Origin of the sequence: Pseudomonas sp. SLFW (assembly GCF_009905615.1) — a bacterium.
In the GTDB taxonomy this organism is placed as follows: Bacteria; Pseudomonadota; Gammaproteobacteria; order Pseudomonadales; family Pseudomonadaceae; genus Aquipseudomonas; species Aquipseudomonas bambusae.
Genome location: NZ_JAAAKW010000005.1, coordinates 212,069 through 236,042, shown reverse-complemented (window position 1 = coordinate 236,042; position 23,974 = coordinate 212,069). Strand labels below are relative to the sequence as shown.

Sequence of the window (23,974 nt, the reverse complement as noted above, 5' to 3'; positions counted from 1 at the left end):
TTTTCCTCATGCTCACTGTGGGTTGAAATACACCGCATCAGGCAGTGACAGGCTGGACTTGATGAGTCGAGTGCCTTCGTCGACGAGCACTTCGAGCGCCCCGCCATTCACGCCCTCGAACACCACTTCAGCCACAACGCGGGGGTCGGTTTTCGGCACGTCGAAGCCTCTGACGAGGTCGGTGTCGACAAAGCCCACGTGCACGGCAACGACCTGAGTCTTCTGGCCAGTGAGTTCGAGGCGCAGCGCGTTGGTCACGCTCCAGGCGGCTGACTTGGACGCCGCGTAAGCAGCGAGCATCGGCCGACTCAACCACGTCACGTCCGACAACACGTTGACGATTGCACCGCCGCCATTGCGCGCGAGAATCGGGGCAAAGGCCTGGGCCGTGCGCACAATGCCGAAGGTGTTGGTGTCCATCATGCGCCGAGTCAGCTCAATCATGTTGGGCGCCAGGGCACTGTCCTGAATCTCGCCAATCCCCGCATTGTTCACCAGTACCGTGGTGTCCTGACACTGTTCGGCGGCCCCCAGCACCGACGCTGCGTCGGTGACATCGACCTTGACCGGAATGATGCCCGGCACGTCGAACCCTTCGGTGTTGCGCACACCCGCATAAACCTTCGAAGCCCCTTGGGCCAACGCCACTTTGGCAAGCGCAAGGCCCAGGCCACGGCTGGCCCCCGTCACAAACACGACTGATCCGGCGATATTCATTGGATGCTCCTGATGATTCAGAAACGCGAAGCAGCGGCTTCGCGAGGTTAGTGTGTAATTACACAGTAGAGAGTCAAAAAAAATCACAGCTCTGGTACGACCACCAATAACGACGCCCGAACCGACACCGCTTGCTCCCGGCCCATTTCTGCTTCCAGTTCGGCTTGAGCGGCGTCCCAATCGGGCAGCGCCTCTTCGAATTTCGCCCTCCCGCCTTCGGAGAGAAACAGCCGCAAGGCCGACCGTGGCCCTTCCGTGCGGCTGAGGACGAATCCTGACATTTGAAGCGGTTTGAGGGCTCTTACCAACGTCGTGCGTTCCATGACCATGATCTCGGCCAGGTCCGAGATGGAGATTTCCGGGTGTTTGACGAGCATCGCCAACAACGAAAACTGCGAGATCGACAGATCGGTCCTGGCCAGATGTCGGTCATAGAGTCGAGTGAGGTACCTCGCATTGCGCCTGACGGCAAGGCAATGGCAGAGATCGGGGCCGGTAATTTCTTTCATGACGCCCATCATATGTGTATATGCACATCAGTCAACCCCTTTGTTTTCCGTGGCTCCAGGGCACTCGGCGCTCAATCTCCGAATAGACCTGATCCAGCGCCACAAAACGCTGATCGGCGTAGTAACGAGTCTTCATCCACTGGCCGTCCTCGGGATCGAAGCGGAACTCTTCGAACCCGTATGAACCATCGGTGCGCACGAAAATATCGACACACCGATTGCGCTCGTCATTTTCAACGCTGTCCAGCACCGTCCATTCTGCCTTTGCCATCGACCATTTCCTGCTTAAAAATCATCGCCACTCAGGCCGTCTTGCCGCCGTTCACGCGCACGATCTCGCCGGTCATGAATGGCACGGCGCCCGAGGCGACGAACACGATCATGCGGGCGATTTCTTCCGGTGTGCCGATCCGTTTCATGGGCACGCCGTCGATCATGCGTTCTCTTCCCGCTTCGTCACCCGTGATGCGGTCGAACATCTCGGTTTGCACGGGGCCGGGTGCCACAGCATTGACCCGAATGCCAAACGGCGCGGCTTCCAGGGCCACCGATTTGGTGATCCCTTCCACCGCATGCTTGCTCCCCGCGTAAAGAGAAGCATTGGGCGCGCCCTTGATGCCCATACTCGATGACAGGTTGACAATGCTGCCAAACCCTTGCGCCCGCATCACACGCATCTCGTGCTTCATCGACAGCAGCGTGCCCAGCACATTGGCGGCGAACACCTGTTCGTATTCGGCGGACGTCACCTCCAGGATGGACGCGAATTTCCCGTCCACGCCCGCGTTGTTGACGGCGGTGTCCAGTCGGCCAAACTCGGCGACGGTCACGTCCACGAGGCGTTCGATTTCGTTTTCATAACGGACATCGGCCCGCTGAAAGATCGCCTGCACGCCCTGCGCTTCCAGTTCCGCGAGCAACGCTTGCCCGGCTTCTTCGCGACGCCCCGAGATCACCACCCGGTAGCCCGCCTGCCCGAACGCAATGGCCGTCGCTCGACCAATACCCGCCAGCGCGCCTGTGATCAGCGCCACTGGCCCATCGTTGCTGTTGTTTACAGAGCTGCTCATAGGATTCTCCAGAGTTGATTCGCGGTGTCACGCCCACTCAACGGGCGCCAAACACGAGGTGCTCGAAAATGTCTGAGTGGCCTTGGGGCAGCGCTCGCCAGTATTGCGGCGGTGCCGTCACCTTGGCGCCCAGCTCGGCGGCCGCTCGCCATGGCCAGCGCGGGTCGTTGAGCATGGCGCGGGCGACGGCCACCAGATCGGCCTCGCCCGAGCGGATGATTTCATCGGCCTGGCGCGGTTCGGTGATCAGGCCGACGGCGGTGGAAACGAGCCCGGCTTCTTGCTTCACCCGAGCGGCAAACGGCAGCTGATAGCCGGGGGCTGGGGCGATTTTTTGCAGCGGGGAAATGCCGCCCGACGACGACACCACCCAGTCCGCACCGTGTGCCTTCAGGGCTTGAGAAATGGTCACCGTCGCGTCGATGTCCAGCCCGCCTTCCACCCAATCGGAGGCCGACAGTTTCACACCCAGGGGGCGCTCGTCCGGCCAGGCGTCGCGCACGGCGTCGAAGACTTCCAGCAGAAAGCGCATGCGGTTTTCCAGCGAGCCGCCGTATTCGTCGGTGCGCTGATTAGAGATCGGCGACAAGAACTGGTGAATCAGGTAGCCATGGCCACCATGCAATTCCAGCGCGTCCACGCCCAAGCGGGCCGCGCGCCGGGTGGCGGCGACGAAGGCTTCGCGAAGACGCACGATGTCGGCTTTTGTCAGCTCGACCGGCGCAGCTTCACCTTCTTTATGAGGAATCGCGGACGGTGCGACGGTCTCCCAACCACCCTCGGACACCGGGATGAGCTGCCCGCCGCGCCAAGGCTCATAACTCGACGCCTTGCGCCCGGCGTGAGCGAGTTGCAGGGCAACGGGCGTCCGCGAATGATCCCGGATCGCCTGAATGACCGTGCCGAGCGCCGCTTCAGTGTCATCGCTCCACAGTCCAAGGTCACCGGGAGTGATGCGCCCGTCAGGCTCGACCGCCGTGGACTCGATGGTCAACATGCCGGCGCCGGAAATGGCCAGTTGTGTGAGGTGAGCGACATGCCAAGAGTTCGCCAGGCCATCGGCCGCGCAATATTGGCACATGGGGGACACGACAATGCGGTTGGGCAACGTCAGGCCCCGCAGTTGCAAGGCTGAAAACAGACCGTTCATGTGAACCTCATCGATCAGAGTGGATGACCTTCAGCATGTCCGAAGCGTTGTTCGCAATAAACGGCGCGGCAGTCCGGTCACTTCGGCGTTTTTGTCTGTTATTCCTTTGCCGTCCAGCCCACGGGCCCATTGATGCATTGTTTAGCCCAAATGAATTCTGTTTACCGCGCCCCTCGATTTATCCCGGTTCATCCGCCCCGTATCGTCGGCCCACCCCTGCAGTGTTCCCCCATGTGGACACGGCAATGTTCTTCTCTCACTACGGGATACTCGATATGAAATTCGTCGTAACAGGCAGTGCTGGCAATGTCTCCAAACCTCTGACCGAACTGCTTCTGGCCGCGGGTCATGACGTGAGCGTGGTCAGCCGCAACGCTGCCAACATCGCCGCGTTAGTCAAACAAGGCGCGAATGCCGCAATTGGCGACATGGAAGATGTGGCCTTTCTGAAAGACACGTTGAAGGGTGCAGACGGCGTGTACTTGATGCTGCCGCCGATGTGGAACTCGCAGGACCAGAAGCAACAAAGCATCGAATACGCCCATAACTTCAAGGCCGCCATTGAGGCCACCGGCGTTAAAAACGTGGTGTTCCTGAGCAGCTACGGCGCTGACCGCCAGACGGATGCCGGCCCCATCAGCGGCATGGGCCTGGCCGAAGATGTGCTGAATACACTGGGCTCCGGCGTGAACGTATTGAGCCTGCGCACGGGCTACTTCTACAGCAACCTGTTGCTGTCCATCGACCTGATCAAAAAGGCCGGGCACATGGGCAACATGTTCGCCATCCCGCAAGGCCGTTTCACGGTCGTCGACCCTGAAGACATTGCCCGTACCGCCGCAGCGGCGCTGGCCACCCAGAACTTCAAGGGCCACAGCTACCAGTACGTCATCAGCGATATCACCGGCACCGATGAAATTGCCGCACTGATCGGCAAGGAAATCGGCATCCCGGATCTGAAATGGGAGAAGTTCGAGAAAGAAGACTTCCGCCAAGTGCTGTTGGGCTACGGGTTCGCCAAGGGCGCGGCGAACGACTACGTCGAGATGTTCGACACGTTGGACAAAGGGCTGTTGTTCGAACACTTCTTCGAAACGAAAGCGCCGTTTGGTGGCACGTCCATTGAAGCCTTCGCCAAGCGTTTCGCCGCGATTTATAAAAGCCGCTGATGGGGAGGCGACAACGTGATCAAGATCAGCGTGATGTACCCCTCCGGACGCGGGATTCATTTCAATCACCGTTATTATCGCGACGTCCACCTGCCGTTGGTGAAGAGGCGATTGGGGGATCACCTGATCTCCTACGGCATCGACAAGGGGCTGTCGGGGATGGAACCGGACAGCGCGCCCTTATACGTCGGCCTGTGCCATCTGTATTGTGAATCCGTCGAAGCGTTTCAAGCCGGTATTGCGCCCCACGGCGAGGAACTGGAAAACGACATCGCCAACTTCACCAATGCATCGCCGGTGTATCAGATCAGCGAAGTCGTGCAAGTGGACTGACGTTTCATTCCACCAACAGCGGATGGTGTGCAAACAGCTCGGCGATCCAATCGACAAACACCCTGACCGTCGGTGCAAGGTGTCTGTTTTGCGGGTAGACGACTGAAATCGGCAAAGGCGGTGGAACGTAGGTATTCAATACTTCCACCAGCTCCCCGGACGCCAGATAAGGCGCCGCCATGAACTGCGGCGCCTGAATGATCCCCAACCCTCTCAAACAGGACTGCATCCAGACGTCGGTGTCGTTCACGGCCAGGTTGCCCTGCAACAGCGTTTCGACGACCTGGTCTGCGACGGTGAAACTGAAGTTCATCAGCTTGCCGTGGCGCCCCCAGAAAAAATTGATCGCGACGTGGGTCTTGAGCTCGTCCAGCGCCGTGGGCATGCCGTGTCGTGCGAGGTAATCAGGACTGGCCACCGTGACCGGTCGATAGAAGCCAATGCGCCGCGCCACCATGTTCGATGTCGGCAGTTCACCCACGCGAATCACGCAATCGACGCTGTCCTGAATCAGGTCCACCGGCTTGTCGCCAAAGCCTGCCATCAGCTCGATGTCGGGGTAGCGCTGGTGGAAGGCATAAAGGTCCGGCAGTACCAACAACTTGCCCAGAGACGTCGGCATGTCGATGCGCAACGTGCCGCGCGGCGTGTCCGCTTTTGCGACCAGCGCGTGTTCCGCCTCTTCGATGTCCGCCAGAATTCGTACGCAACGCTGGTAATACGCCGCCCCGTCCGGCGTCAGTCCGAGGCTGCGGGTAGTGCGCTGCAACAGCCGAATCTTCAAGTGGGCTTCGAGCTGTTGAATGACGATGGTGGCCGACGCCTTGGGGATGTGCAGCGTGTCAGCCGCCCGCGTGAAGCTGTTGGATTCCACCACGCGGGTGAACACTTTCATGGCGAAAAACAGGTCCATCGGCGGGCCTCCAGCGATGTGGCGAGGAAGCCCACAGGGTAGGCAATCGACGTGCCGGGAAAAACCGGCCACGCCTCCGAACACAGTGGACAAAAAGGCTGAAATCCCCCCGCAGGCTGGTGCCCTCGCTACACGGGCTTTGGCTCTGCTCCTTTGCCATTAAAGCTTTTTTGTCCGAAATGTTCGGATATCCGGCCTGTTTTTCCCCTGCCCTGCGCTCCCTAGACTTCGAAGCCTGTCCCGTGAATCTCTGGAGTCTGTCATGCGCCCTACTGCTTCCCCTATCCGCGTCGGCCTGGTCGGTATTGGCAACTGGGCCATGCACGGTCACGTTCGCGTGCTCTCGCTGTTGCCTCAATATGAAATCACTGCCGTTTACAGCCAACGTCTGGACAGTGCGCAAGTCGCCGCTGCCCACCTGGGCATTCCCCATGTAGCCGAATCCCTGGACGAGCTGGTCAATCACCCCGACGTCGATCTGGTGGTGGTCCTGACGATTGCCCCTCAACACGAAGAGGCGGTACGCGCCGCCATCGCGGCTGGCAAGAACGTCTATTGCGAATGGCCGTTGACCACCAGCACCGCGGTCTCGCAAGAGCTGGCCTGCCTGGCGAAGCAAGCGGGTGTGCGCACCATCGTCGGTTTGCAGCGCCGTCACGCGCCGCACAACCGTTACCTGCAAGACCTGCTGCAACAGGGCTACGTTGGCAAAGTGCGCTCGGTGCGCATCCACGTCAGCATGAATTACTTCCAGGCGCTGCGCCCGAACGCCCTGCGCTGGACCGTACCGGTGGAGAACTTCTCCAGCGTGGTGTCGATCTACGCCGGCCATTTCCTCGACATGCTGTTCACCGCCATGGGCTGGCCGGTCAACGTCAGCGCGCTGGCGGTCAACCAATTCGACGTCGTCACCATCAAGGAAACCGGTGAGCAATTGAGCGGCACCGCGCCAGACCAACTGGTTCTCGCCGGGCAACTGGAGGACGGCGCCCTGCTCTCGGTTCACATTGAAGGCGGCAAACGCAATGGCTCGGGGGTGCAGATCGAAATCACCGGTCACGAAGGTGACTTGCGCATCACCAACGTTTCGGCGTTCGGCGGGGTGGGCGAGGACTATGTGATCGAAGGCGCCCACGGCGATCACCTGCCGCTGGAGGTGTTGCCGATCCCCGCCAGCTACTCGCGCCTTCCAACGGCTGAAAACCTGCCGTCCTCGGTGCTCGAACTCGCCGAGCTGTACCACGTGTACGCCCAGGACCTTGCCGAGGGCACCCACGCCGCCGCGACGTTCGACGACGCCGTGCGCATGCACAAGCTGCTCGACGGCGTGCTGGCCTCGTCGCAAACCGGCCGCCGCTCCCTGCTCGCCCTTTGAATCCTGATCACTGATTGCCAAGCCCATTTCTGGAGATACAACCATGGCCTCTTCACCCTTGAAGCTGTTATCGGACGCCGTTGTCGGCCCCCATCGCCTCAGCCATCGCGTGGTGCACGCGCCCATGACCCGACTGCGCGCAGACCGCGACGACAGCCCGAGCCGGATGATGCTGCGCTACTACGAGCAACGCGCCTCGCAAGGCGGCCTGTTGATCGTCGAATCAACCCACCCCTCGGTGGACAGCCGGGGTTACCTCGGTGCGCCGGGCATTTACACCGACGCCCATCGCGACGCCTGGAAACCCATCGTTGAGGCCGTGCACGCCAAGGGCGGCGTGGTGTTCTTGCAACTCGGCCATGACGGCCGTCAGTCCCACAGCGACTTGAGCAACGGCAAGCCGCCGATTGCGCCCTCGGTCGTGCCGTTCGAGACCAACGCCTTCACTCAGGACGGTTGGGTGCCAGCTTCGCCTCACCGCGCCGTCGAAAAAGACGAGTTGCCCGCGCTGATCGAAAGCTATCGAGAAAGCGCCCAACGTGCGCTGGATGCGGGCTTCGATGGCGTCGAACTGCACAATGCCAACGGCTATCTGCTGGACACCTTTCTGCAGGACGGTACCAACAAGCGCACAGACGAATACGGAGGCTCCCTCGAAAACCGCGTGCGCTTCCCGTTGCAGGTGCTCGACGCGCTGGTGTCGGTCTGGGGTGCGGACCGGGTCGGCGTGCGCGTGTCGCCGAGCGGCCAATGGGGCTCGATTTCTGACAGCAACCCGGAAGCCACTTTCGAGTATTTCGTGCGGCGACTGAATGCATACGGCCTGGCGTACCTGCACGTCATCGAACCGCGCATCAAGGGCACCAATGAAATCGAGCCTGACCGTCCACCCGTGGCGGCTGCCTTTCTGCGACCGTTTTTCGACGGTCCGATCATCGCGGCTGGCGGGTTTGATCGCGGGGGTGCCGAAGCCATTCTGCAATCCGGCGCGGCGGACCTGGTGGCTTTCGGTCGCCACTTCAGCGCCAACCCGGACCTGCCCGAACGCCTGCGCCACGACTGGCCACTGACCCCTTACGTGCGGGACGCGTTCTGGGGCGGCACGGCCCAGGACTACAACGACTTTCCCGAATACGCCGCTGAGCAAACCCCGCGCTGACCGCCGCGTCTCCAGCGCTTCACTGTCAGGAGGATCACACCGATGAATACCCCGTCGATTTCACTCGTGCCCTTGTATTGGCTGGCATTGGGCACCTTCGCCGTCGGCACCGAGAGTTTCATGCTCGCGGGGCTGTTGCCAGACATTGCCGCCGACCTGGCGACGACCGTCGTCGCCGCCGGACAACTGGTGACGGTCTTTGCGCTGGCGTATGCCTTCAGCTCGCCGATCCTTACGGCGTTGACGGGCCGGTTCAGCCGCCGAACGCTGATGATTTTCACGATGATTGGCTTCACCCTCGCCAACCTGATTGCCTTCGTGGCGCCCAATTATTGGGTGCTGATGTTCGCCCGAGTGTTGCTGGCGTTCACAGCAGGGCTGTTCGTGCCGGGGGCCAATGCGCTGGCCGGTGCGATTGCCGGTCCCGACAAACGGGGCACGGCGCTGGCCATCGTCAACGGCGGCATCACCCTCGCCGTCGCGTTCGGGGTGCCGCTGGGCGCCATCGTCGGGGAACACCTCGGCTGGCGGATGACCTTCGCCGGGGTGGCGGCGCTGTCCGCACTGGCCAGTCTTGGCCTGATCATCGGGCTGCCTGCGGCCATCGGTCAGGGCTTGCCGGTGGCTTCACTGCGCGACCGACTCGACACGGCCCGCCGTCCGGTCATTCTGCTCAGCCTGTGGGTGACCACGCTCTGGGCGACGGGTGCGTACACCGTTTACACCTACCTGGCGTTGTTCATCACCGACACGACGCGGTTGGTTGGCGCGCAAGTCGGGTACGTGTTCTTCGCCTGGGGTGTCGCGGCGGGCGTGGGTGTGATCGTCGGCGGCAAGCTGGTGGATCGTCTCGGTGCGCGTCGAGTCATCCCCTATTGCCTCACGGCGATGATTGCCTCGTTCGTGATCCTTTCCCTGAGCGTCGACACGTTTTCTGCCGATCAGGCGCTGGTCCCGGTCGTGGTCGGGGTGCTGGTGTGGGGCGTCGCCCACTGGTCGTTTTACCCGGCGCAACAAGCGGGCCTGATCGGCATCGCCGGTCTCAAAGGAACGCCCATCGCGCTGTCCCTCAACGCCTCATTCATGTACCTGGGTTTTTCACTGGGCGCCGCCCTCGGTTCGCTGACACTGAGTTTTGCCTCGGTGACCGCACTGGGCTGGGTCGCGGCGGCCTGTGAGTTGTCCGGTCTGATGCTGCACCTGCTGATCCGGCGAAAAATGTCGAGCAGTGCAGCCCTGGTGTGTGCCGTCTGAGGCACACACCTTTCCCGTCATCGCCCTCTTCCCGAGGGCACCGTTGTTTCCTACCCCTGTCTTTCCCTGGAGATTCCCATGCCTCGCATCATCCATTTCACCGAATACGGCAACCCTGACGTGCTGCGCTATCAAACCATCGAAACCCCGACACCGGCCGCGACCGAAGTGCTGTTCCGGGTTCATGCCATCGGCTTGAACCGCGCTGAATCCATGTGGCGGCAAGGCAGTTACGTTGAGCCGGTCCACCTCCCCGCCCGCCTGGGCTACGAATCGGCCGGTGTTGTCACGGCCGTCGGTGCCGACGTCAAACACGTCGCGGTCGGCGATCGGGTCAGCACAGTGCCGTCCTTCTCGCTGAACGATTACGGCATGTACGGCGAAGAAGTCCTGGCGCCCGCCCACGCCGTGGTCAAACTGCCGGAATCAGTGTCGTACGAACAGGCCACGGCCATCTGGAACGTGTTCATCACGCCCTATGGCGCACTGATCGAAAACGACCTGCTCAAAGCGGGCGACGTCGTGCTCGTACCGGCCGCGTCCAGCTCCGTCGGCCTCGGCACCTTGCAAGTGGTGCGGGCGGCGGGCGGCATTCCGGTCGCACTGACCCGCACCCGCGCCAAGCGCGAACAACTGCTGGCAGCCGGTGCGAGCCACGTGATCGTGACCGACGAAGAAGACCTGGTGGACGCGGTCAACCGCATCACCGAGGGTCGCGGCGCCGACATCGTGTTCGAGCCTGTCGGCGGCGCCACCTTCCCGAAACTGTTGGAGGCTTTGCGCGTCGGCGGAACCGTGTTCATCTACGGCGCCTTGAGCGAAGACATCACGCCATTGCCGCTCCTGACGGTCATCGCCAAGACCCCGGTGATTCGCGGCTACAACCTGTTTGGCACCACCACCGACCCGGAACGTCAACGCAAGGCCACCGAGTACGTGTTCGCGGGGTTGAAGTCCGGCGCGCTGCACACCGTCATCGCCAAGACCTTCACCTTCGACGAGATGATCGAGGCGCACCGTGAGCTGGAAAAGAACCTGCACCTTGGCCGTATCGTGGTGACTGTGAACTGAAGCGACGTCTCGCCTCCCCCTCAACGCCCGATGCTTGCCATCGGGCTTTATTGGGCGTTGTGCCAGACAGACCGCAGACACCGGATTTGCGACTGCTCCGCAGCCGATCGCGAGCAAGCTTGCTCCTACGCCCTTCGGGCAGAAGCGGGTCGCGTCGAAGTCGAGTTCGCATCTGGCCGCGGGCCGTGCCCACAAAAAAGCCGACAGCGAAGGATCGCTGTCGGCTCGATTGCACCGCTTGGCTGTCACACCACGGCGGCTGCTTCGTAGAACGGGTAATCGATGTAGCCGACTTCCGTGCCGCCGAAGAAGGTCGGACGGTCGTAGGCGTTCAGTGGCCGTTTGAGACGCAGTCTTTCCGGCAGGTCCGGGTTGGCGATGAAGTGGCGACCGAACGCCACCAGGTCCGCATCGCCCGCCCGAATGATCGCTTCGGCGCCTTCGCCGTCGAAACCGCCTGCCGCGATGATCACGCCCGGGAAATGCTTGCGGATCATCTGTGCCGCAACAGGGGCCGGGTCAGCGTTTTCATCTTCCACGTTGCCCAGAATCCGCGGCTCGATCAGGTGCAGATACGCCAGGTTCAGCGGCGCCAGTTGCTGGGCGACGTAGGTGAACAGCCCTTCCGGATCGGCATCGCCCATGTCGCCCCAAGTGCCGCTTGGGCCAAGGCGCACGGCCACGCGGTTCGAACCCCAGACCGAGATCAGCGCGTTCGTCACTTCCAGCAGAAACCGCGCACGGTTTTCGAACGACCCCCCGTAGTTGTCGGTGCGTTTGTTGCTGTTGTCCTGAAGGAATTGATCCACCAAATAACCGTTGGCGCCGTGTAGTTCGACGCCGTCAAAACCGGCTTTCACGCCACGCTCGGCGGCGGTGCGGAAGCTCTCGACCAGTTCAGCGATTTCCTCGACGGTCAGCGCGCGGTTCGGGGTGTTCGGCACCCAGCCTTCCTGGGTGTAAGCGACCCCGCCGTGGGGCACTTCCGACGGTCCGACCGGGATGCTGCCGTGGGGCTGCACTTCGCTGTTGGACTGGCGACCGGCGTGGTAGAGCTGCAGGAAGATTTTTGCGCCCTTGGCATGGACAGCGTCGGTGACCTGTTTCCAGCCGGCGATCTGGCTGTCATCGAACAGGCCTGGCGCGCCGAGATAGCCGTTGCCGTTGGGCGCCGCGATGGTCGCTTCGCCAATGAGAAAGCCGCCCTCGGACGCGCGCTGTGCGTAGTACTCAGCCATCAAGGCGCCGGGACGGGCGCCCTCTTCTGCACGCATGCGGGTCAGGGGTGCCAGCACGACACGGTGGGAAAACGTGAAGGGGCCGACGGTGACCGGGGTATGGAGCTTGGACATGATTGCCTCGTTCGGATAGGGAAAAGACGCTTGCCCGCCCGAAAGCCAACGCTTCCAGGCCTGGGCACTGGCGGCTAGTACAAGGCTTTTCCCGAACGAGATAAACAGCCCAACCGTCACAACAATTCGGACTATTCGGCTGTAATCCCCTTTCGTCGCGTCAGGGCTGCTCTACCGTCGCGATGTGCTGTTTGAAATAGTCGATAAACACCCGCAGCTTCGGCGTGGCGTTGCGGCTCGACGGCCACAGCATCCACAGCGAGCCTCGATGATCAGTGAATTCCGGCAGCACGCGTTCAAGCTTGCCATCGCGCAGCGCCTGAATCGTCGAGAAGTCTGCCAGACACGCAATCCCCAGCCCTTCCAGCGCCATGTGGGTCAACGCGTCGGTGGTGGTGCAGGCGATGACCCGACCCAGCTCAGGGTCGCTGTCGGCGTCCGGATCGCGTACCGGCCAGCGCTCAAGAGAACCGCTGGCAGGGAATTTATGCAGCAGGCACGCATGGTTGCGCAGTTGATCCGGGTGGGTCGGTCGGCCCCGGCGGGCGAGATACTCCGGCGACGCCACCAGTTCGAGTTTGTATTCCCCCAGCTTGCGCGCCATCAGTCGTGAGTCCGACGGCTGCCCGGTGCGCACCACGGCATCGAAGCCTTCTTCGATCACGTCCACCATGCGGTCGGACAGGTCCACGTCCAGCTCGATTTGCGGGTAGGCCGCCATGAAGCCGGTGAGCAATGGAAAGATCAGCGTGTTCTGCAACGGCACACTGATGCGCAACTTGCCCCGCGGCTCGTCCGCCAACTGCGACAGTTCGATTTCCGCCTGCTCAGCCTCCTGAATGATGCGTTTGCACCGCTCCAGAAACAGCTCGCCCTCGGCGGTCAGGGTGACGCTGCGGGTGCTGCGGTGAAACAGCCGCACACCCAGGCGCTCTTCCATGCGCGACACACTCTTGCCCACCGCCGAAGATGAAATCTCCATCAAACGGGCGGCTTCGGTAAAGCTCCGGGTTTCCGCGACCTGCACGAAGGCCATGATGCCGCTGAGGCTGTCCAGCATGGTGAGGGGTTCTCGCTGAGGTGACCAAATGACGTTGCGCCATGGTAGCCCCATATTCGTCCCAACGGATCTCCTGGATTGCGGAAACCTTTCCCCGCCCATCCCACGCGGATTTTATCGCGGCACATGACCCGTTGACCCAATTGGATGTTGCATGTAATCCTTTCTCGAAATTAGAAGTTACAAAACATCCAAGATGCTCGACGCGACAGTTGATCCGACGTTTGACCGAGTTCCAAAGGCGCTGCCTTGCGACCGGTTTTGGCTGCATCTGCGCGAAAAGCCACACATCAAGCGTTACGACATTGGGCGGGGGCGTCACCGAGTGAACACGGAAACAAGGCTGGACAATGGGTTGAACCAAGAGAGCCATCACGGCCGACCTGCCAAAAAGAGCCACACGGCGGGCTGGTTTTTGCTGGTGTTATTGATCGTCCTTGGCGTCGCAGGCGGGTACTTTTTTACCCACAAAGGCAGCGCGGCGAATCCCACGCCGCCTCCGCCAGCGAAGGTGTCCGTCAGTAAGCCACTCAAAAAGGACCTCGACACTCGGCTGGGTTTACTCGGTCAGTTCTCGGCAGTCGATCAAGTCGAGCTGCGCGCTCAGGTCGGCGGAACCCTCACCGGCATTTATTTCAAGGACGGCGAAATCGTTCAGAAAGGCCAAGTGCTCTTCACCATTGATTCGCGCCCCTACGAAATCAAACTGTCCCAAGCCACCGCGCAGCTGGAAACCGCAAAAGCCAGGCTCCAACTGGCAGACCGCGAACTGCGTCGCGCACAGGATCTGGTGAAAAGCAGCGCGGGCACCGTGCAAAGCGTCGAGCAACGCACCGCAGAACAGCTCTCCGCCGCCGCCGCTGCCGATGATGCCAAGGCTAAGATCCGCGATGCCCAGCTGGACATGGAACATTGCCGCATTGTCGCGCCGTTCAGCGGCCGCATCGGCACGCACCTGGTCTCGGTGGGCAACCTCATCGCGGGCAGCCGCGCCGCGACCAGCCCGACCACCTTGTTGGCCGCCCTTGTCTCGCTGGACCCGATCCATCTGGACTTCGACATGAGCGAGTCCGATTTCCAGACCTTCACCCAGTTCCGCAAGCAACTGCGTGAGCTGCCGTCGAACAAAGTCGAGCTTGCGTTGGGCGGGGATCAGCAGTTTGCCCGGTCAGGCACGCTCGACTTCATCAATAACGTGCTGGATCGGGCCAGCGGGACGATTCATGCGCGAGCCACGGTGCCCAATCCCGATCTGATCCTGGTTCCAGGCGAGTTCGCCAGGGTCCGTCTGGCCGTCGCTCATGCCGCACCCACGCTGCTGATTCCCGACGCCGCCGTGCTGCCTGACCAGTCTCAATACACCGTCATGACCGTGAGCGCCGACAACACCGTTGTGCCCAAGCTGGTGAAACCCGGCGACAAGCGCGGTGGCTTGCGAGTGATTCAGTCCGGTCTGGATGAAAACGATCGCGTCATCGTCGGGGGCCTGCCTTACGCAAGTCCGGGGGCCAAGGTCGACCCACAAGACAGCGACCTCCAGTTCGCTGCCAATCAGGACTGAGCCCACCATGCGTATTGCCCATTTCTTTATCGAACGGCCACGTTTCGCGACCGTCGTCAGCGCTTTCCTGACGCTGATCGGCTTGGGGGTGATGTTCGTGCTCCCGGTCGCGCAGTACCCTGAAATTGTCCCGCCCACCGTACAGATCACGACCTCTTACCCCGGCGCTTCCGCCGAAACCATCGCCCGCACCGTCGCCACGCCGCTTGAACAGCAGATCAACGGCGTCGAAAACATGCTGTACATGAACAGCCAGTCCACGGGCGATGGCAACCTCACGCTCACGGTGACGTTTCGGATCGGGACCGACCTGAACATCGCGCAGATGCTCACGCAAAACCGCGTACAGGACGCACTGACCCGCCTGCCCGAGGATGTTCAGCGCCAAGGCGTGCACGTGCGCAAAACCACGCCGGCCATTCTGGTCGCGGTGCATTTCTATTCGCCCGACAAGTCGCGAGACCTGCTTTACCTCTCGAACTACATCACCCTGAACGTCAGGGATGTGTTGGCGAGGTTGCCCGGCGTTGGCGATATTCAGTTCTACGGCGAGCGCCAATACGCCATGCGCGTCTGGCTGGACCCGGACAAGGTCGCTGCCCGAAACCTGAACGCCCAAGAGGTGTTCAACGCCCTGCGTGCACAAAACCTCCAGGTATCGGCGGGCATTCTGAACCAGCCTCCCGTGCCGAATGAAAACGCCTACCAGATCAACGTCGAAACCATGGGGCGGTTGTCGACGCCTGAGCAATTCGCGGATGTCATCGTCAAGTCGGACGATCAGGGCCGGGTGACGCGTATTCGTGATATCGGCCGGGTCGAACTCGGCGCAGCGAACTATGGCTCGTCGGCGTTCATGGACCGCACTGACTCGGCGTCGCTGGCGATGTTCTCGGTGCCCAGCGCTAACTCCCTGACGGTGGAGCGAGAAGTGCTGTCGACCATGCAAGAGCTCAAGAAGAGCTTCCCGCCTGGCGTCGACTACGAAATCATCTATGACCCTACCAACTTCGTCGGCAAATCGGTCGATGAAGTGATCGTCACGATTTTCATCGCCATCCTGCTGGTGGTGTGCGTCGTCTTCATCTTCTTGCAGAACTGGCGCGCAACCATCATTCCGGTGATCGCCATTCCGGTGTCCTTGCTGGGTTCGTTCATCCTGCTCTACCCGTTTGGTATCTCGCTCAATAACCTCTCGCTGTTCGGACTCGTGTTAGCGGTGGGGATCGTGGTGGACGACGCCATCGTGGTGGTCGAAAACGTCGAACGGAACATCCACGATGGGCTTTCGCCCAAAGACGCGGCCCACCGCACGATGGACGAAGTCGGCGGCGCGTTGCTCTCCATCGCACTGACGCTGTGTGCGGTGTTTGTACCGGCAGCGTTTGTCAGCGGTATCTCGGGGCTGTTTTTCCGTCAGTTCGCGATCACCATCGCGGCCTCGACCGTCATCTCCTGTCTCGTCTCGCTGACGTTGAGCCCTGCCCTCTGCGCGGTGTTGTTCAAGTCCCATGATGAAACGGCGACGTCCAATCCCGGGCCTGTCCGGCGCGTGGTGAACCGTGGTTTTGCTGTGTTCAACGATGGGTTCGAGCGCATTTCTGCGGGATACGGCACCCTGACACGGCGATTGATCCGGGGACTCGCGCTGGTTCTGGTGGTGTACGTCGGGTTGATCGCACTCGCGGGTGTCGAATTCTCCCAGACACCGACCGGATTTATCCCGGAGCAAGACCAGGGCCTGCTGTTGACCATCATTCAGCTTCCCCCGGGCTCGTCGCTGAGCAGGACCGAGAAGGTCGTCAAAGAGGCGACGGAAATCATCCTCGGTACCCCTGGCATCGAGCACGTCGCGCCTTTCGCAGGGCTTGATGCCACGACGTCCACCATTGCCTCCAACGCCGGCACCATCTTTGTCGGGCTGCCTTCGCTGTACAACCATGAGGTCGAGGGGGTCACGGCCAGTACCGCACTGGCGGCGCTTCGTCAGAAGCTGTCGGCGATCAAGGAAGCACGCGTGCTGGTGATCCAGCCTCCACCCGTTCAGGGATTGGGCAGCTCAGGTGGCTTCAAAATGATGATCGAAGACAGGGCCGGGCTCGGGCCGAAAGCCTTGGTCGAAGCGTCCAATGCGCTGGTCGCGGCGGCCAACAAAGACCCGATGTTCGCGGGGGTGTTTACGCTGTTCAACGCCAACTCGCCGTCCGTCTATACCGATCTGGACCGCCTGAAAGCGCAACAAGTGGGTCTGACGCCCACGGATGTGTTCTCGACGCTGCAAGTCTATCTGGGCTCCCAATACGTCAACGACTTCAACTACCTGGGCCGTACTTATCAGGTGATTGCGCAGGCGGACGGAAAATTCCGTCAGAGCGGTGAAGACATCACCCGTCTCAAGGCACGAAATGCCGCCGGAGACATGGTGCCCATCGGGACCGTCGCGCAGCTCAAGACTGACACCATCCCGTACCGCGTGCCCCGCTACAACCTGTTCCCGGCAGCCGAGATTCTGGGCGGCGCAGCGCCAGGCGTAGCGTCCGGTACGGCCCTGCAACGCATGGAAGAGCTGGCCCATCAAACGCTTCCGAAAGGCATCGAGTTCGAATGGACCGATCTCGCCTTCCAGCAACAACAGCACGGCACCCCGACGCTGCTGGTCTTCGGCGCAGCCGCATTGTTCGTGTTCCTCGTTCTCGTTGCCCAGTACGAAAGCTGGCGCTTGCCGCTGGCGATCGTCCTGATCGTGCCGATGTGCATCCTGGCGTCCGTCACTGGCCTGATGGCGCGGGGCATGCCCATCGACATCCTGGCGGAAATCGGCTTCGTGGTGCTGGTGGGGCTGGCGGCGAAGAATGCGATCCTGATCGTCGAATTCGCCCGACAGAAAGAAGACGACGGCTTCTCCCCGACCGAAGCGGCGGTGCACGCGGCTCGAACGCGCCTCAGACCGATCTTGATGACGTCATTTGCGTTCATTCTCGGCGTGGTGCCGTTGGCCATTGCAACAGGCGCCGGTGCAGAGATGCGGCAATCGCTGGGCACAGCGGTATTGTTCGGCATGCTCGGCGTGACCGGGTTCGGCCTGCTGTTCACGCCCGCGTTTTACATCCTGATCCGCAAGCTGGGCCGCAAGGAGCTCGTTAAATGAATGTCGTCCGTGTTCAACAGAACGCCACTGTCGGCGCCCAAACTTTCGACATGCCAGCGCCCTTCCGGCTACGTCAGGCTTTCATGGCACTGAGCACCGGCCTGTCGCTGAGTCTGGCCCTGTCCGCCTGCTCGGTAGGGCCGGATTACAAACAGCCCAACGTTGAGTTGGCCCCGTTTCACACTGCATTGCCGCAGGTGAAAAACGCGGCAACGGCGCCACGGCTGGACAGTTGGTGGACGGGGTTCAACGACCCGGTCTTGTCACGGTTGCTCGAACGCGCCCTGGCGCAGAACCTGGACATCGTCGCCGCCTTTGCTCGGGTGGATCAGGCCAGAGCGGCCGCCGCCGGAGCCGGGGCGGACCTGCTGCCGACGGCGGACTTCGATGCCAGTGCGACGGTGCAACACCAGAGCCTGGACAGCTCCGACGGCCGCTTGGCACGCGGCTCCCCTAGGTATGACCGCCATCAGCGGGAATTCAATGTCGGCCCGGCTGCCAGTTGGGAGCTGGACCTGGCGGGAGGTCTGCGCCGCAAGGCCGCCGCCGCGCGTGCCGAAGCGGCGGCCGTCGAGGCCGACCAACTGGGAACCCGCATCACCGTGGCCGCCGACGTCGCCGACGCCTACCTGCAAATCAGAGGCTATCAGGCTCGACTGAGCGTGGCGCAAAACCAGATCGACACCGATCAACAGTTGCTCAACCTGGTGAAGGCCCGCGTGCAGGCCGGTGCCTCGCAAGACCGCGAGGTGGCGCAAGCCGAAGCCCTGTTGCAACAGGCGATGGCCACAGTGCCTACGCTGCGGACCGCCCTTGAAGCGCAACTGAACCGACTGGACGTGCTGTTGGGCGTCCAGCCGGGCACCTACGCACAGGAATTGGCGGTCCCATTCGATATTCCGGGCATTCCGTCGATCAGCGACAGCGCACGCCCGGTTGACGTCTTGAGAAGGCGTCCAGACATCATCGCTGCCGAACGGCGTCTGGCGGCCGCCAATGAACGGATCGGCGCCGCCGTGGCCGATTACTATCCCAAACTGTCGCTGTCAGCGGTACTGGGGTTCGACAACACCCACGCCAGCCACCTGTTCAACTCACGGACCTTCCAGCCGATCGGCGTAGCCGCCCTGCGCTGGCGGCTCTTCGATTTCGGCAAGGTGGACGCTGAGGTGGCGCAAGCCAAGGGCGAAAATGCCGAGGCACTCGCCCTGTACCGTCAGGCCGCATTGCGGGCGTCAGAGGATGTGGAGAACGCAATCACAGCGCTGACACAGTCCAGTGTCCGGCAGCAGGTGCTTGAGGATGAGGTCGCGTCACTCCAGCGGGCCCGAAATCTCTCGGAGAACGCCTATAAAGCGGGTTCTATCACCCTGACGGATGTGCTTGATTCCGACCGGCAATTGCTGACCGCCCGTGATGACCTCGACGGCACGCGTGCGAATTCAGCCCGTGCGGCCGTGAGCGTCTTCAGGTCATTGGGGGGCGGATGGGATGAAGGCGCGGAGGTCGCCAGTCACGGCAAGGAGGGATCAGCAGCGCTGGCTGGAAAATAACGCACAGTGCCCGTGCAGCCCCCCGCGATGGGATGTCGCGGGGGGGGCGCGGAGTTGACACCGGGATCACTGGGTCAGGCTTAGCCGCGCCTGCTGCAACAGGGTTGTGGACAAGGCTTCGTCGTTGACGATCCGCGCCAGCGTGGCCGCGCCAATGATCGTCGACAGCGTCACCATCGCTTCCTTTTTGGCCGCCGCCGACGTCATCTCCGCATAGCTGCTGGCGAGGGTGTCAATGAGCTTCTTGAAACCGGCGGTCGCGACGTCACGTACGCTGTCGCTGCTTCTGGACAGCTCGATGCCAAGCCCCACGAACGGGCAACCTCCGGAAGGATCGTCGCGGTGCTCGACCGACAGGTAATCCGCAACGACGGTGTTCATCGCCTTCTTGCCCGAATGCGCCGACAACGTGGCTTCCACGGTGCCAACCACCCCGTCGATCGCCAGGGTGAGGGATTCTTCGACCACTTGGTCCTTGGAGTCGAAGTGCTTGTAGAAACCGCCATGGGTCAACCCCGCGGCGGCCATGATGTCTGCGAGACCGGTATCACCGATTCCTTTGCAGCGGAACTCCCAAGAAGCAGCCTCAACGATCCGTTGTCGGGTTTGCGCAGCCTCTTGCCTGGACTTTCTCATCGTTTGAAATCTCGCACGTGCAGGGGACCTCTAACATCGGTGTTTGGATTCTAGAAGACATCCAAGTGTTGTTCAATGACCACAGAACTCAGGCCTTCGCCAGCACCTCGATCAGAAATTCGGTAAACATCCGCACCTTGCTGGACGGCACGCGGCCTTTCGGAAAGACCGCGTGGACGTCCACCGCGTCGAGGCTGTATCCCGGAAGAAGCCGGACGAGTGAGCCGTCCGCGAGAGAGGCGCGGCACATCCATTCCGATGCGATGATGATGCCTAATCCTGCGACCCCGCTGGCCAGGGTCGCTTCCGAGGACGTCACCCGGATTCTGGAGCGGACAGGAACGGCAAATGCCTGGCCATTGGCGGTGAACGACCAGCGCTTGCTCGCTGAACCACCCGGCCCTGCCACGCACGTGTGGTTGAGCAGATCCTGCGGATGTTCAGGGGTGCCGAAGCGTGAGAGGTAGACGGGCGACGCCACCAGCAGGCGGTTTTCAACGGCCAGCTTCTTCGCGCCGAAATTCGAGTCTTCCAGAGGGCCGAACCTTACCGCCAAGTCGGCCGCTTCGGCGATCAGATCGTGCATGTCGTCCGACGTCAGCAACTCGATGTCCAGATTGGGATGCCGGGCGACGAACGCGGGCAGCTCGGGGATGACGTGTCTCACCGCCAGGATCGCCGGCAACGCCACGCGCAGCCTTCCGTGCAAGCTGTCCTGCCCTTTCGCCGACGCCTCGGCGTCATCCAGGTCATGCAGTAATTGACGCGCCTTCTGCAGGTAAACAACCCCCGCATCCGTCGGGACGATGCGTCGCGTGCTTCGGGTCAGAAGCCGGGTATCGAGACGGGTCTCCAGCTCCGAGATGATTCGGGAGACCGACGGTTGAGACAGCCCCAACTCGCGAGCTGCCGCCGAGAAGCTGCCAAGGTCCGCAGCGCGGGTGAAAACGACCAGTTCCTGAAAGCGATCACTCATTTGTCTGGCAAATATCTGTTGTTAAGTTTTTGGGGATAGTGGACATGCCACAAATACCTCAGCATCCGCTGCAGCGCAAATGCTCATGTGGGTTGGCTGCGTCACGCACCCAGGCTGCGCCGCCACTTCCCCACCTCAAGCACCCGCGCCCCTTCCCTTCTCGCTGCCGTGTCCAGCGGCAACACTCAATCGCGAGAGCAGGCTCTCGCAGGACAGGCGAACACATGACAGAGACAAAAACGGCGCTGGTCGTAGGCGCCAGCGGAATCATCGGCAATGCCGTGACCCGGGAGCTTTTGCGCAATCCCCGTTGGAACGTCCGCGCGACCCGTCGCGCCCTGGTACCTGACGTCGAAATTGTGCATTGCGACATCACGGACGCTGAAACCACCGCAGAAGCGCTCAAGCAGGCTAAAGACACGACCCATGTGTTCTATGCCGCACTGGTGCCCCACCAGAATGCCCAGGTCGAATCGACCGTCAACACCGCGATGCTGGCCAACGTGCTGGACGGGCTCAAACAGGCCGGGGCGAATCTTGAGCGCGTGGTTTTGTTCCAGGGCGCAAAAGTCTACGGCCCGCATTTGGGCGGCCCGATCTCCACGCCTTTTTATGAAGATGCTCCCCGCCACCTGGCCGCCAACTTTTATTTCGCGCAGGAAGACCTGCTGCGAGCACGGGCCAGCGCGGGCGAGCTTGAATGGTCGATCCTGCGGCCAGACCCGGTGATCGGAGACATCGCTGGCAACATCATGAACATCGCCATGGTCATCGCCGTTTATGCCGCACTGAGCAAACAGGCTGGGGTGCCATTGCGGTTCCCCGGCGCGCTGGAAACCTACAGCGGTGTATTGGCCCAGGTCACAGACGCCGACTGGCTGGCTCGCGCGAGCCTATGGGCAGCGGCGGATCGCAACGCGCGCAACGAGGCGTTCAATCTGGTGGGCGAACCTTTTCGCTGGAATCGCCTGTGGCAAAAAGTGGCCGACGCGTTTGAGCTTGAGCTGGCCGAGCCACAACCGGTTTCGCTGTCGCAACACATGCCTGACAAGGCCGAAGCGTGGCAGCGCCTGGTGGATCAGCACGATTTGAAACCCGTGCCGTATCAGCAACTGGTCAATTGGGGGTTCGGCGACTTCGTCTTCAGCATCAAGCAGGACATGCTTTCAGACATGGGCAAGATACGCCGCGCCGGCTTCACGCTCCCGATGAAAAGCCCTGAAGCGTCTTTGATCGACACGATTTTTAGCCTGCGTCAGCAGAAATACATTCCCTGAGGAAGATCACCATGAAAGTTTTCGTCACTGGCGCTACCGGGTATCTGGGCGGTTCGATCAGCCATAAGCTCATCGAACAAGGCCATGAAGTGCTGGGGCTCGTGCGCACCGCTGAACAGGCCGCACAACTCGAACAACGGGGCATCTCGGCATTGATCGGAACACTGGACGACGCCGGTGCCCTGCACAAAGGCGCCACCGAATCCGACGCCACCATCAACGCCGCCAACTCGGATCACTTCTTCTCCATCCAGACCCTCATCAGCTCGCTCAAGGGCAGTGGAAAAACGCTGATCCACACCAGCGGCACCAGCATCGTTTGCGATGACGCCAAGGGCGAATTTGCCAGCGAGGCCATCTTCCAGGACGACACGCCTTTCGAACCCCAACTGCACAGAGGCGGCAGGGTCCGGATCGATCAACTGGTGCGGTCGGCCGGCATTCACGACGGCATCCGGGCCTTCGTCATCTGCCCGTCCATGGTCTACGGCACAGGCTTGGGGCTGCGCAAGGACAGCGACCAATTGCCCAAGCTGGTCAAGCAGTCACAGGCCGTGGGTGCCGGGGTGTTCATCGGCAAAGGGGCGACTGTCTGGTCCAACGTCTACATCAGCGACCTGGCCGACCTGTACGTGCAGGCCCTCGACAACGCCCCGTCAGGCGCCTTCTTTTTCGCGGAAAACGGCGAATCGACCTTTCAGCAGATCGCCGAAGCTGTCCACGCCGCTCTTGGGTTCAAAGGCGAAACACGCAGTTGGCCCTATGACGAAGCGGTAGAAGCGCTCGGCCCCTTCGCTCGCGTGGCACTGGCGACCAACGCGCGTGTGCGCGCCACGAACGCCAGAAAACTGCTTGGCTGGGCACCCACCGGACCTGATTTGAGAGAGGCGTTGATTCGCGGCGTCTGAAGCAGGATATGCTCCCTGGAGACGACCGGTGCGCAACGGCCTGGCCTTGCTGATCGGTCGTTTCCTTTCCATAGACGGCTCACACACTTAGCGTTGAGGCACGTATGAATCAGACGCTGCACCTCCATGGCGCGTTGACCGGCAACTGCATCCGTGCAGCCATCGCCCTTGAAGAAGCCGGAATACCCTACAAAATTACTCACCTGGCGTTGTCGCAAGGGGAGCACCGGGAAGCCGCACACCTGGCGATCAATCCCCACGGCAAAGTGCCCACCCTGATCATTCCGGATAAGGGCAAGACGTTTGCGCTGTCGCAGTCGAATGCGATCGTTCTTTACGCGGCCGAAACGGGTCCTAACCGGCTCATCCCCCAGCAAGACCCACTTGCCCGAGCGTTGACGCTTGAACGGTTTTTCTTTTTCGTCACCGACGTGATTGCGCTGAGTCACGCGGCATGGGCGCTGCGTCCGCAGTCACCTTCCCCCGCCATACAGGCGCTGAACGAACGCGCAGTCACGGCACTGCTCTCGACGGAAAAGTACGTAGAAACGTCGCCCTTCATGGCAGGCGACGCGTTTTCTATTGCGGATATCGCAGCGTTTACCATCGCCGACTTCATGCGCGACACCCTCGATTGGGATGCGCACCCGCACTTTAGCCGCTGGTTCCAGGCGATTTCCATGCGACCGGCCGTGATGCGCGGCCAAGCTGCCTTTCTCGTCGCTGACGCATGACCTGCCTCACCCTGACAACGTCACGATGGCCTGGGCGCCGCAGAACGGG

At 61.6% G+C, this 23,974-nt stretch carries 22 protein-coding genes; 12 read left to right on the top strand and 10 right to left on the bottom strand.

Annotated features, from left to right (window positions below; genetic code table 11):
• Positions 1–12: 12 nt before the first annotated feature.
• The 5 genes from GVN17_RS11545 to GVN17_RS11525 all read right to left on the bottom strand — a co-directional run bounded on the left by GVN17_RS11545 (position 13) and on the right by GVN17_RS11525 (position 3,446).
• On the bottom strand, positions 13–717 hold the full coding sequence (locus tag GVN17_RS11545) for an SDR family oxidoreductase (RefSeq protein WP_166595389.1): 705 nt from the start codon (positions 715–717) through the stop codon (positions 13–15).
• Between the two features lie 83 nt (positions 718–800).
• On the bottom strand, positions 801–1,226 hold the full coding sequence (locus GVN17_RS11540) for a MarR family winged helix-turn-helix transcriptional regulator (protein WP_256665192.1): 426 nt from the start codon (positions 1,224–1,226) through the stop codon (positions 801–803).
• A gap of 31 nt (positions 1,227–1,257) precedes the next feature.
• A complete protein-coding gene (locus GVN17_RS11535; protein WP_166595387.1) occupies positions 1,258–1,497 on the bottom strand; it encodes a hypothetical protein in 240 nt (79 codons plus the stop codon).
• Positions 1,498–1,528: 31 nt separating this feature from the next.
• Positions 1,529–2,296 (bottom strand): SDR family NAD(P)-dependent oxidoreductase, encoded by a 768-nt coding sequence (locus GVN17_RS11530; RefSeq protein ID WP_166595386.1) that lies wholly within the window; start codon positions 2,294–2,296, stop codon positions 1,529–1,531.
• A gap of 37 nt (positions 2,297–2,333) precedes the next feature.
• Positions 2,334–3,446 (bottom strand): NADH:flavin oxidoreductase/NADH oxidase, encoded by a 1,113-nt coding sequence (locus GVN17_RS11525; protein ID WP_166595385.1) that lies wholly within the window; start codon positions 3,444–3,446, stop codon positions 2,334–2,336.
• A 275-nt stretch (positions 3,447–3,721) separates the two neighbouring features.
• Here GVN17_RS11525 and GVN17_RS11520 point away from each other — a divergent pair, with 275 nt between their 5' ends.
• Together GVN17_RS11520 and GVN17_RS11515 are read left to right on the top strand one after the other, a co-directional pair.
• Complete coding sequence (locus GVN17_RS11520) at positions 3,722–4,615, top strand: NAD(P)H-binding protein (protein WP_166595384.1); 894 nt, start codon at positions 3,722–3,724, stop codon at positions 4,613–4,615.
• A 15-nt stretch (positions 4,616–4,630) separates the two neighbouring features.
• Positions 4,631–4,948 carry an EthD family reductase gene (locus GVN17_RS11515; RefSeq protein ID WP_166595383.1) on the top strand — a complete coding sequence of 106 codons (318 nt, stop codon included), beginning with the start codon at positions 4,631–4,633 and terminating at the stop codon, positions 4,946–4,948.
• Between the two features lie 4 nt (positions 4,949–4,952).
• Here GVN17_RS11515 and GVN17_RS11510 read toward each other — a convergent pair whose 3' ends face one another.
• Positions 4,953–5,861 (bottom strand): LysR family transcriptional regulator, encoded by a 909-nt coding sequence (locus GVN17_RS11510; protein ID WP_166595382.1) that lies wholly within the window; start codon positions 5,859–5,861, stop codon positions 4,953–4,955.
• A 262-nt stretch (positions 5,862–6,123) separates the two neighbouring features.
• Between GVN17_RS11510 and GVN17_RS11505 the strand changes: the two genes are divergently transcribed.
• From GVN17_RS11505 to GVN17_RS11490, 4 genes are all read left to right on the top strand, one after another.
• Positions 6,124–7,236, top strand: a complete 1,113-nt coding sequence (locus tag GVN17_RS11505; protein WP_166595381.1) for a Gfo/Idh/MocA family protein — start codon at positions 6,124–6,126, stop codon at positions 7,234–7,236.
• 43 nt (positions 7,237–7,279) lie between these two features.
• Positions 7,280–8,395: an alkene reductase gene (locus tag GVN17_RS11500; RefSeq protein WP_166595380.1), complete on the top strand. Its 1,116-nt coding sequence runs from the start codon at positions 7,280–7,282 to the stop codon at positions 8,393–8,395.
• A 42-nt stretch (positions 8,396–8,437) separates the two neighbouring features.
• Positions 8,438–9,649, top strand: a complete 1,212-nt coding sequence (locus tag GVN17_RS11495; protein ID WP_166595379.1) for an MFS transporter — start codon at positions 8,438–8,440, stop codon at positions 9,647–9,649.
• 78 nt (positions 9,650–9,727) lie between these two features.
• Positions 9,728–10,720, top strand: coding sequence for a zinc-dependent alcohol dehydrogenase family protein (locus GVN17_RS11490; RefSeq protein WP_166595378.1), 993 nt, complete (start codon positions 9,728–9,730; stop codon positions 10,718–10,720).
• 245 nt (positions 10,721–10,965) lie between these two features.
• Here the strand turns inward: GVN17_RS11490 and GVN17_RS11485 are convergent, their stop codons facing one another.
• Positions 10,966–12,072, bottom strand: a complete 1,107-nt coding sequence (locus GVN17_RS11485) for an alkene reductase (RefSeq protein WP_166595377.1) — start codon at positions 12,070–12,072, stop codon at positions 10,966–10,968.
• A 160-nt stretch (positions 12,073–12,232) separates the two neighbouring features.
• Positions 12,233–13,129, bottom strand: a complete 897-nt coding sequence (locus GVN17_RS11480) for a LysR family transcriptional regulator (RefSeq protein WP_166595555.1) — start codon at positions 13,127–13,129, stop codon at positions 12,233–12,235.
• 358 nt (positions 13,130–13,487) lie between these two features.
• Between GVN17_RS11480 and GVN17_RS11475 the strand changes: the two genes are divergently transcribed.
• Genes GVN17_RS11475 through GVN17_RS11465 form a run of 3 tightly spaced genes read left to right on the top strand, consistent with a single transcriptional unit; the run spans position 13,488 to position 19,394 of the window.
• Positions 13,488–14,693, top strand: a complete 1,206-nt coding sequence (locus GVN17_RS11475) for an efflux RND transporter periplasmic adaptor subunit (protein ID WP_256665191.1) — start codon at positions 13,488–13,490, stop codon at positions 14,691–14,693.
• A gap of 7 nt (positions 14,694–14,700) precedes the next feature.
• Entirely contained in the window at positions 14,701–17,841 is a 3,141-nt protein-coding gene (locus tag GVN17_RS11470; RefSeq protein WP_166595375.1) for an efflux RND transporter permease subunit, read from the top strand.
• Positions 17,838–19,394, top strand: a complete 1,557-nt coding sequence (locus GVN17_RS11465; RefSeq protein WP_256665190.1) for an efflux transporter outer membrane subunit — start codon at positions 17,838–17,840, stop codon at positions 19,392–19,394. The genes GVN17_RS11470 and GVN17_RS11465 overlap by 4 nt, the downstream gene beginning before the upstream one ends.
• 66 nt (positions 19,395–19,460) lie before the next feature.
• Here GVN17_RS11465 and GVN17_RS11460 read toward each other — a convergent pair whose 3' ends face one another.
• Positions 19,461–20,030: a TetR/AcrR family transcriptional regulator gene (locus tag GVN17_RS11460; protein ID WP_166595374.1), complete on the bottom strand. Its 570-nt coding sequence runs from the start codon at positions 20,028–20,030 to the stop codon at positions 19,461–19,463.
• A gap of 88 nt (positions 20,031–20,118) precedes the next feature.
• Positions 20,119–21,006 carry a LysR family transcriptional regulator gene (locus GVN17_RS11455; RefSeq protein ID WP_166595373.1) on the bottom strand — a complete coding sequence of 296 codons (888 nt, stop codon included), beginning with the start codon at positions 21,004–21,006 and terminating at the stop codon, positions 20,119–20,121.
• Positions 21,007–21,230: 224 nt separating this feature from the next.
• Here GVN17_RS11455 and GVN17_RS11450 point away from each other — a divergent pair, with 224 nt between their 5' ends.
• The 3 genes from GVN17_RS11450 (at position 21,231) to GVN17_RS11440 (ending at position 23,925) form a co-directional block, all read left to right on the top strand.
• Positions 21,231–22,283 carry an SDR family oxidoreductase gene (locus GVN17_RS11450; RefSeq protein ID WP_166595372.1) on the top strand — a complete coding sequence of 351 codons (1,053 nt, stop codon included), beginning with the start codon at positions 21,231–21,233 and terminating at the stop codon, positions 22,281–22,283.
• An 11-nt stretch (positions 22,284–22,294) separates the two neighbouring features.
• Positions 22,295–23,191 carry an NAD-dependent epimerase/dehydratase family protein gene (locus GVN17_RS11445; protein WP_166595371.1) on the top strand — a complete coding sequence of 299 codons (897 nt, stop codon included), beginning with the start codon at positions 22,295–22,297 and terminating at the stop codon, positions 23,189–23,191.
• A 104-nt stretch (positions 23,192–23,295) separates the two neighbouring features.
• On the top strand, positions 23,296–23,925 hold the full coding sequence (locus GVN17_RS11440; RefSeq protein WP_166595370.1) for a glutathione S-transferase family protein: 630 nt from the start codon (positions 23,296–23,298) through the stop codon (positions 23,923–23,925).
• The last annotated feature ends 49 nt before the right edge of the window (positions 23,926–23,974 follow it).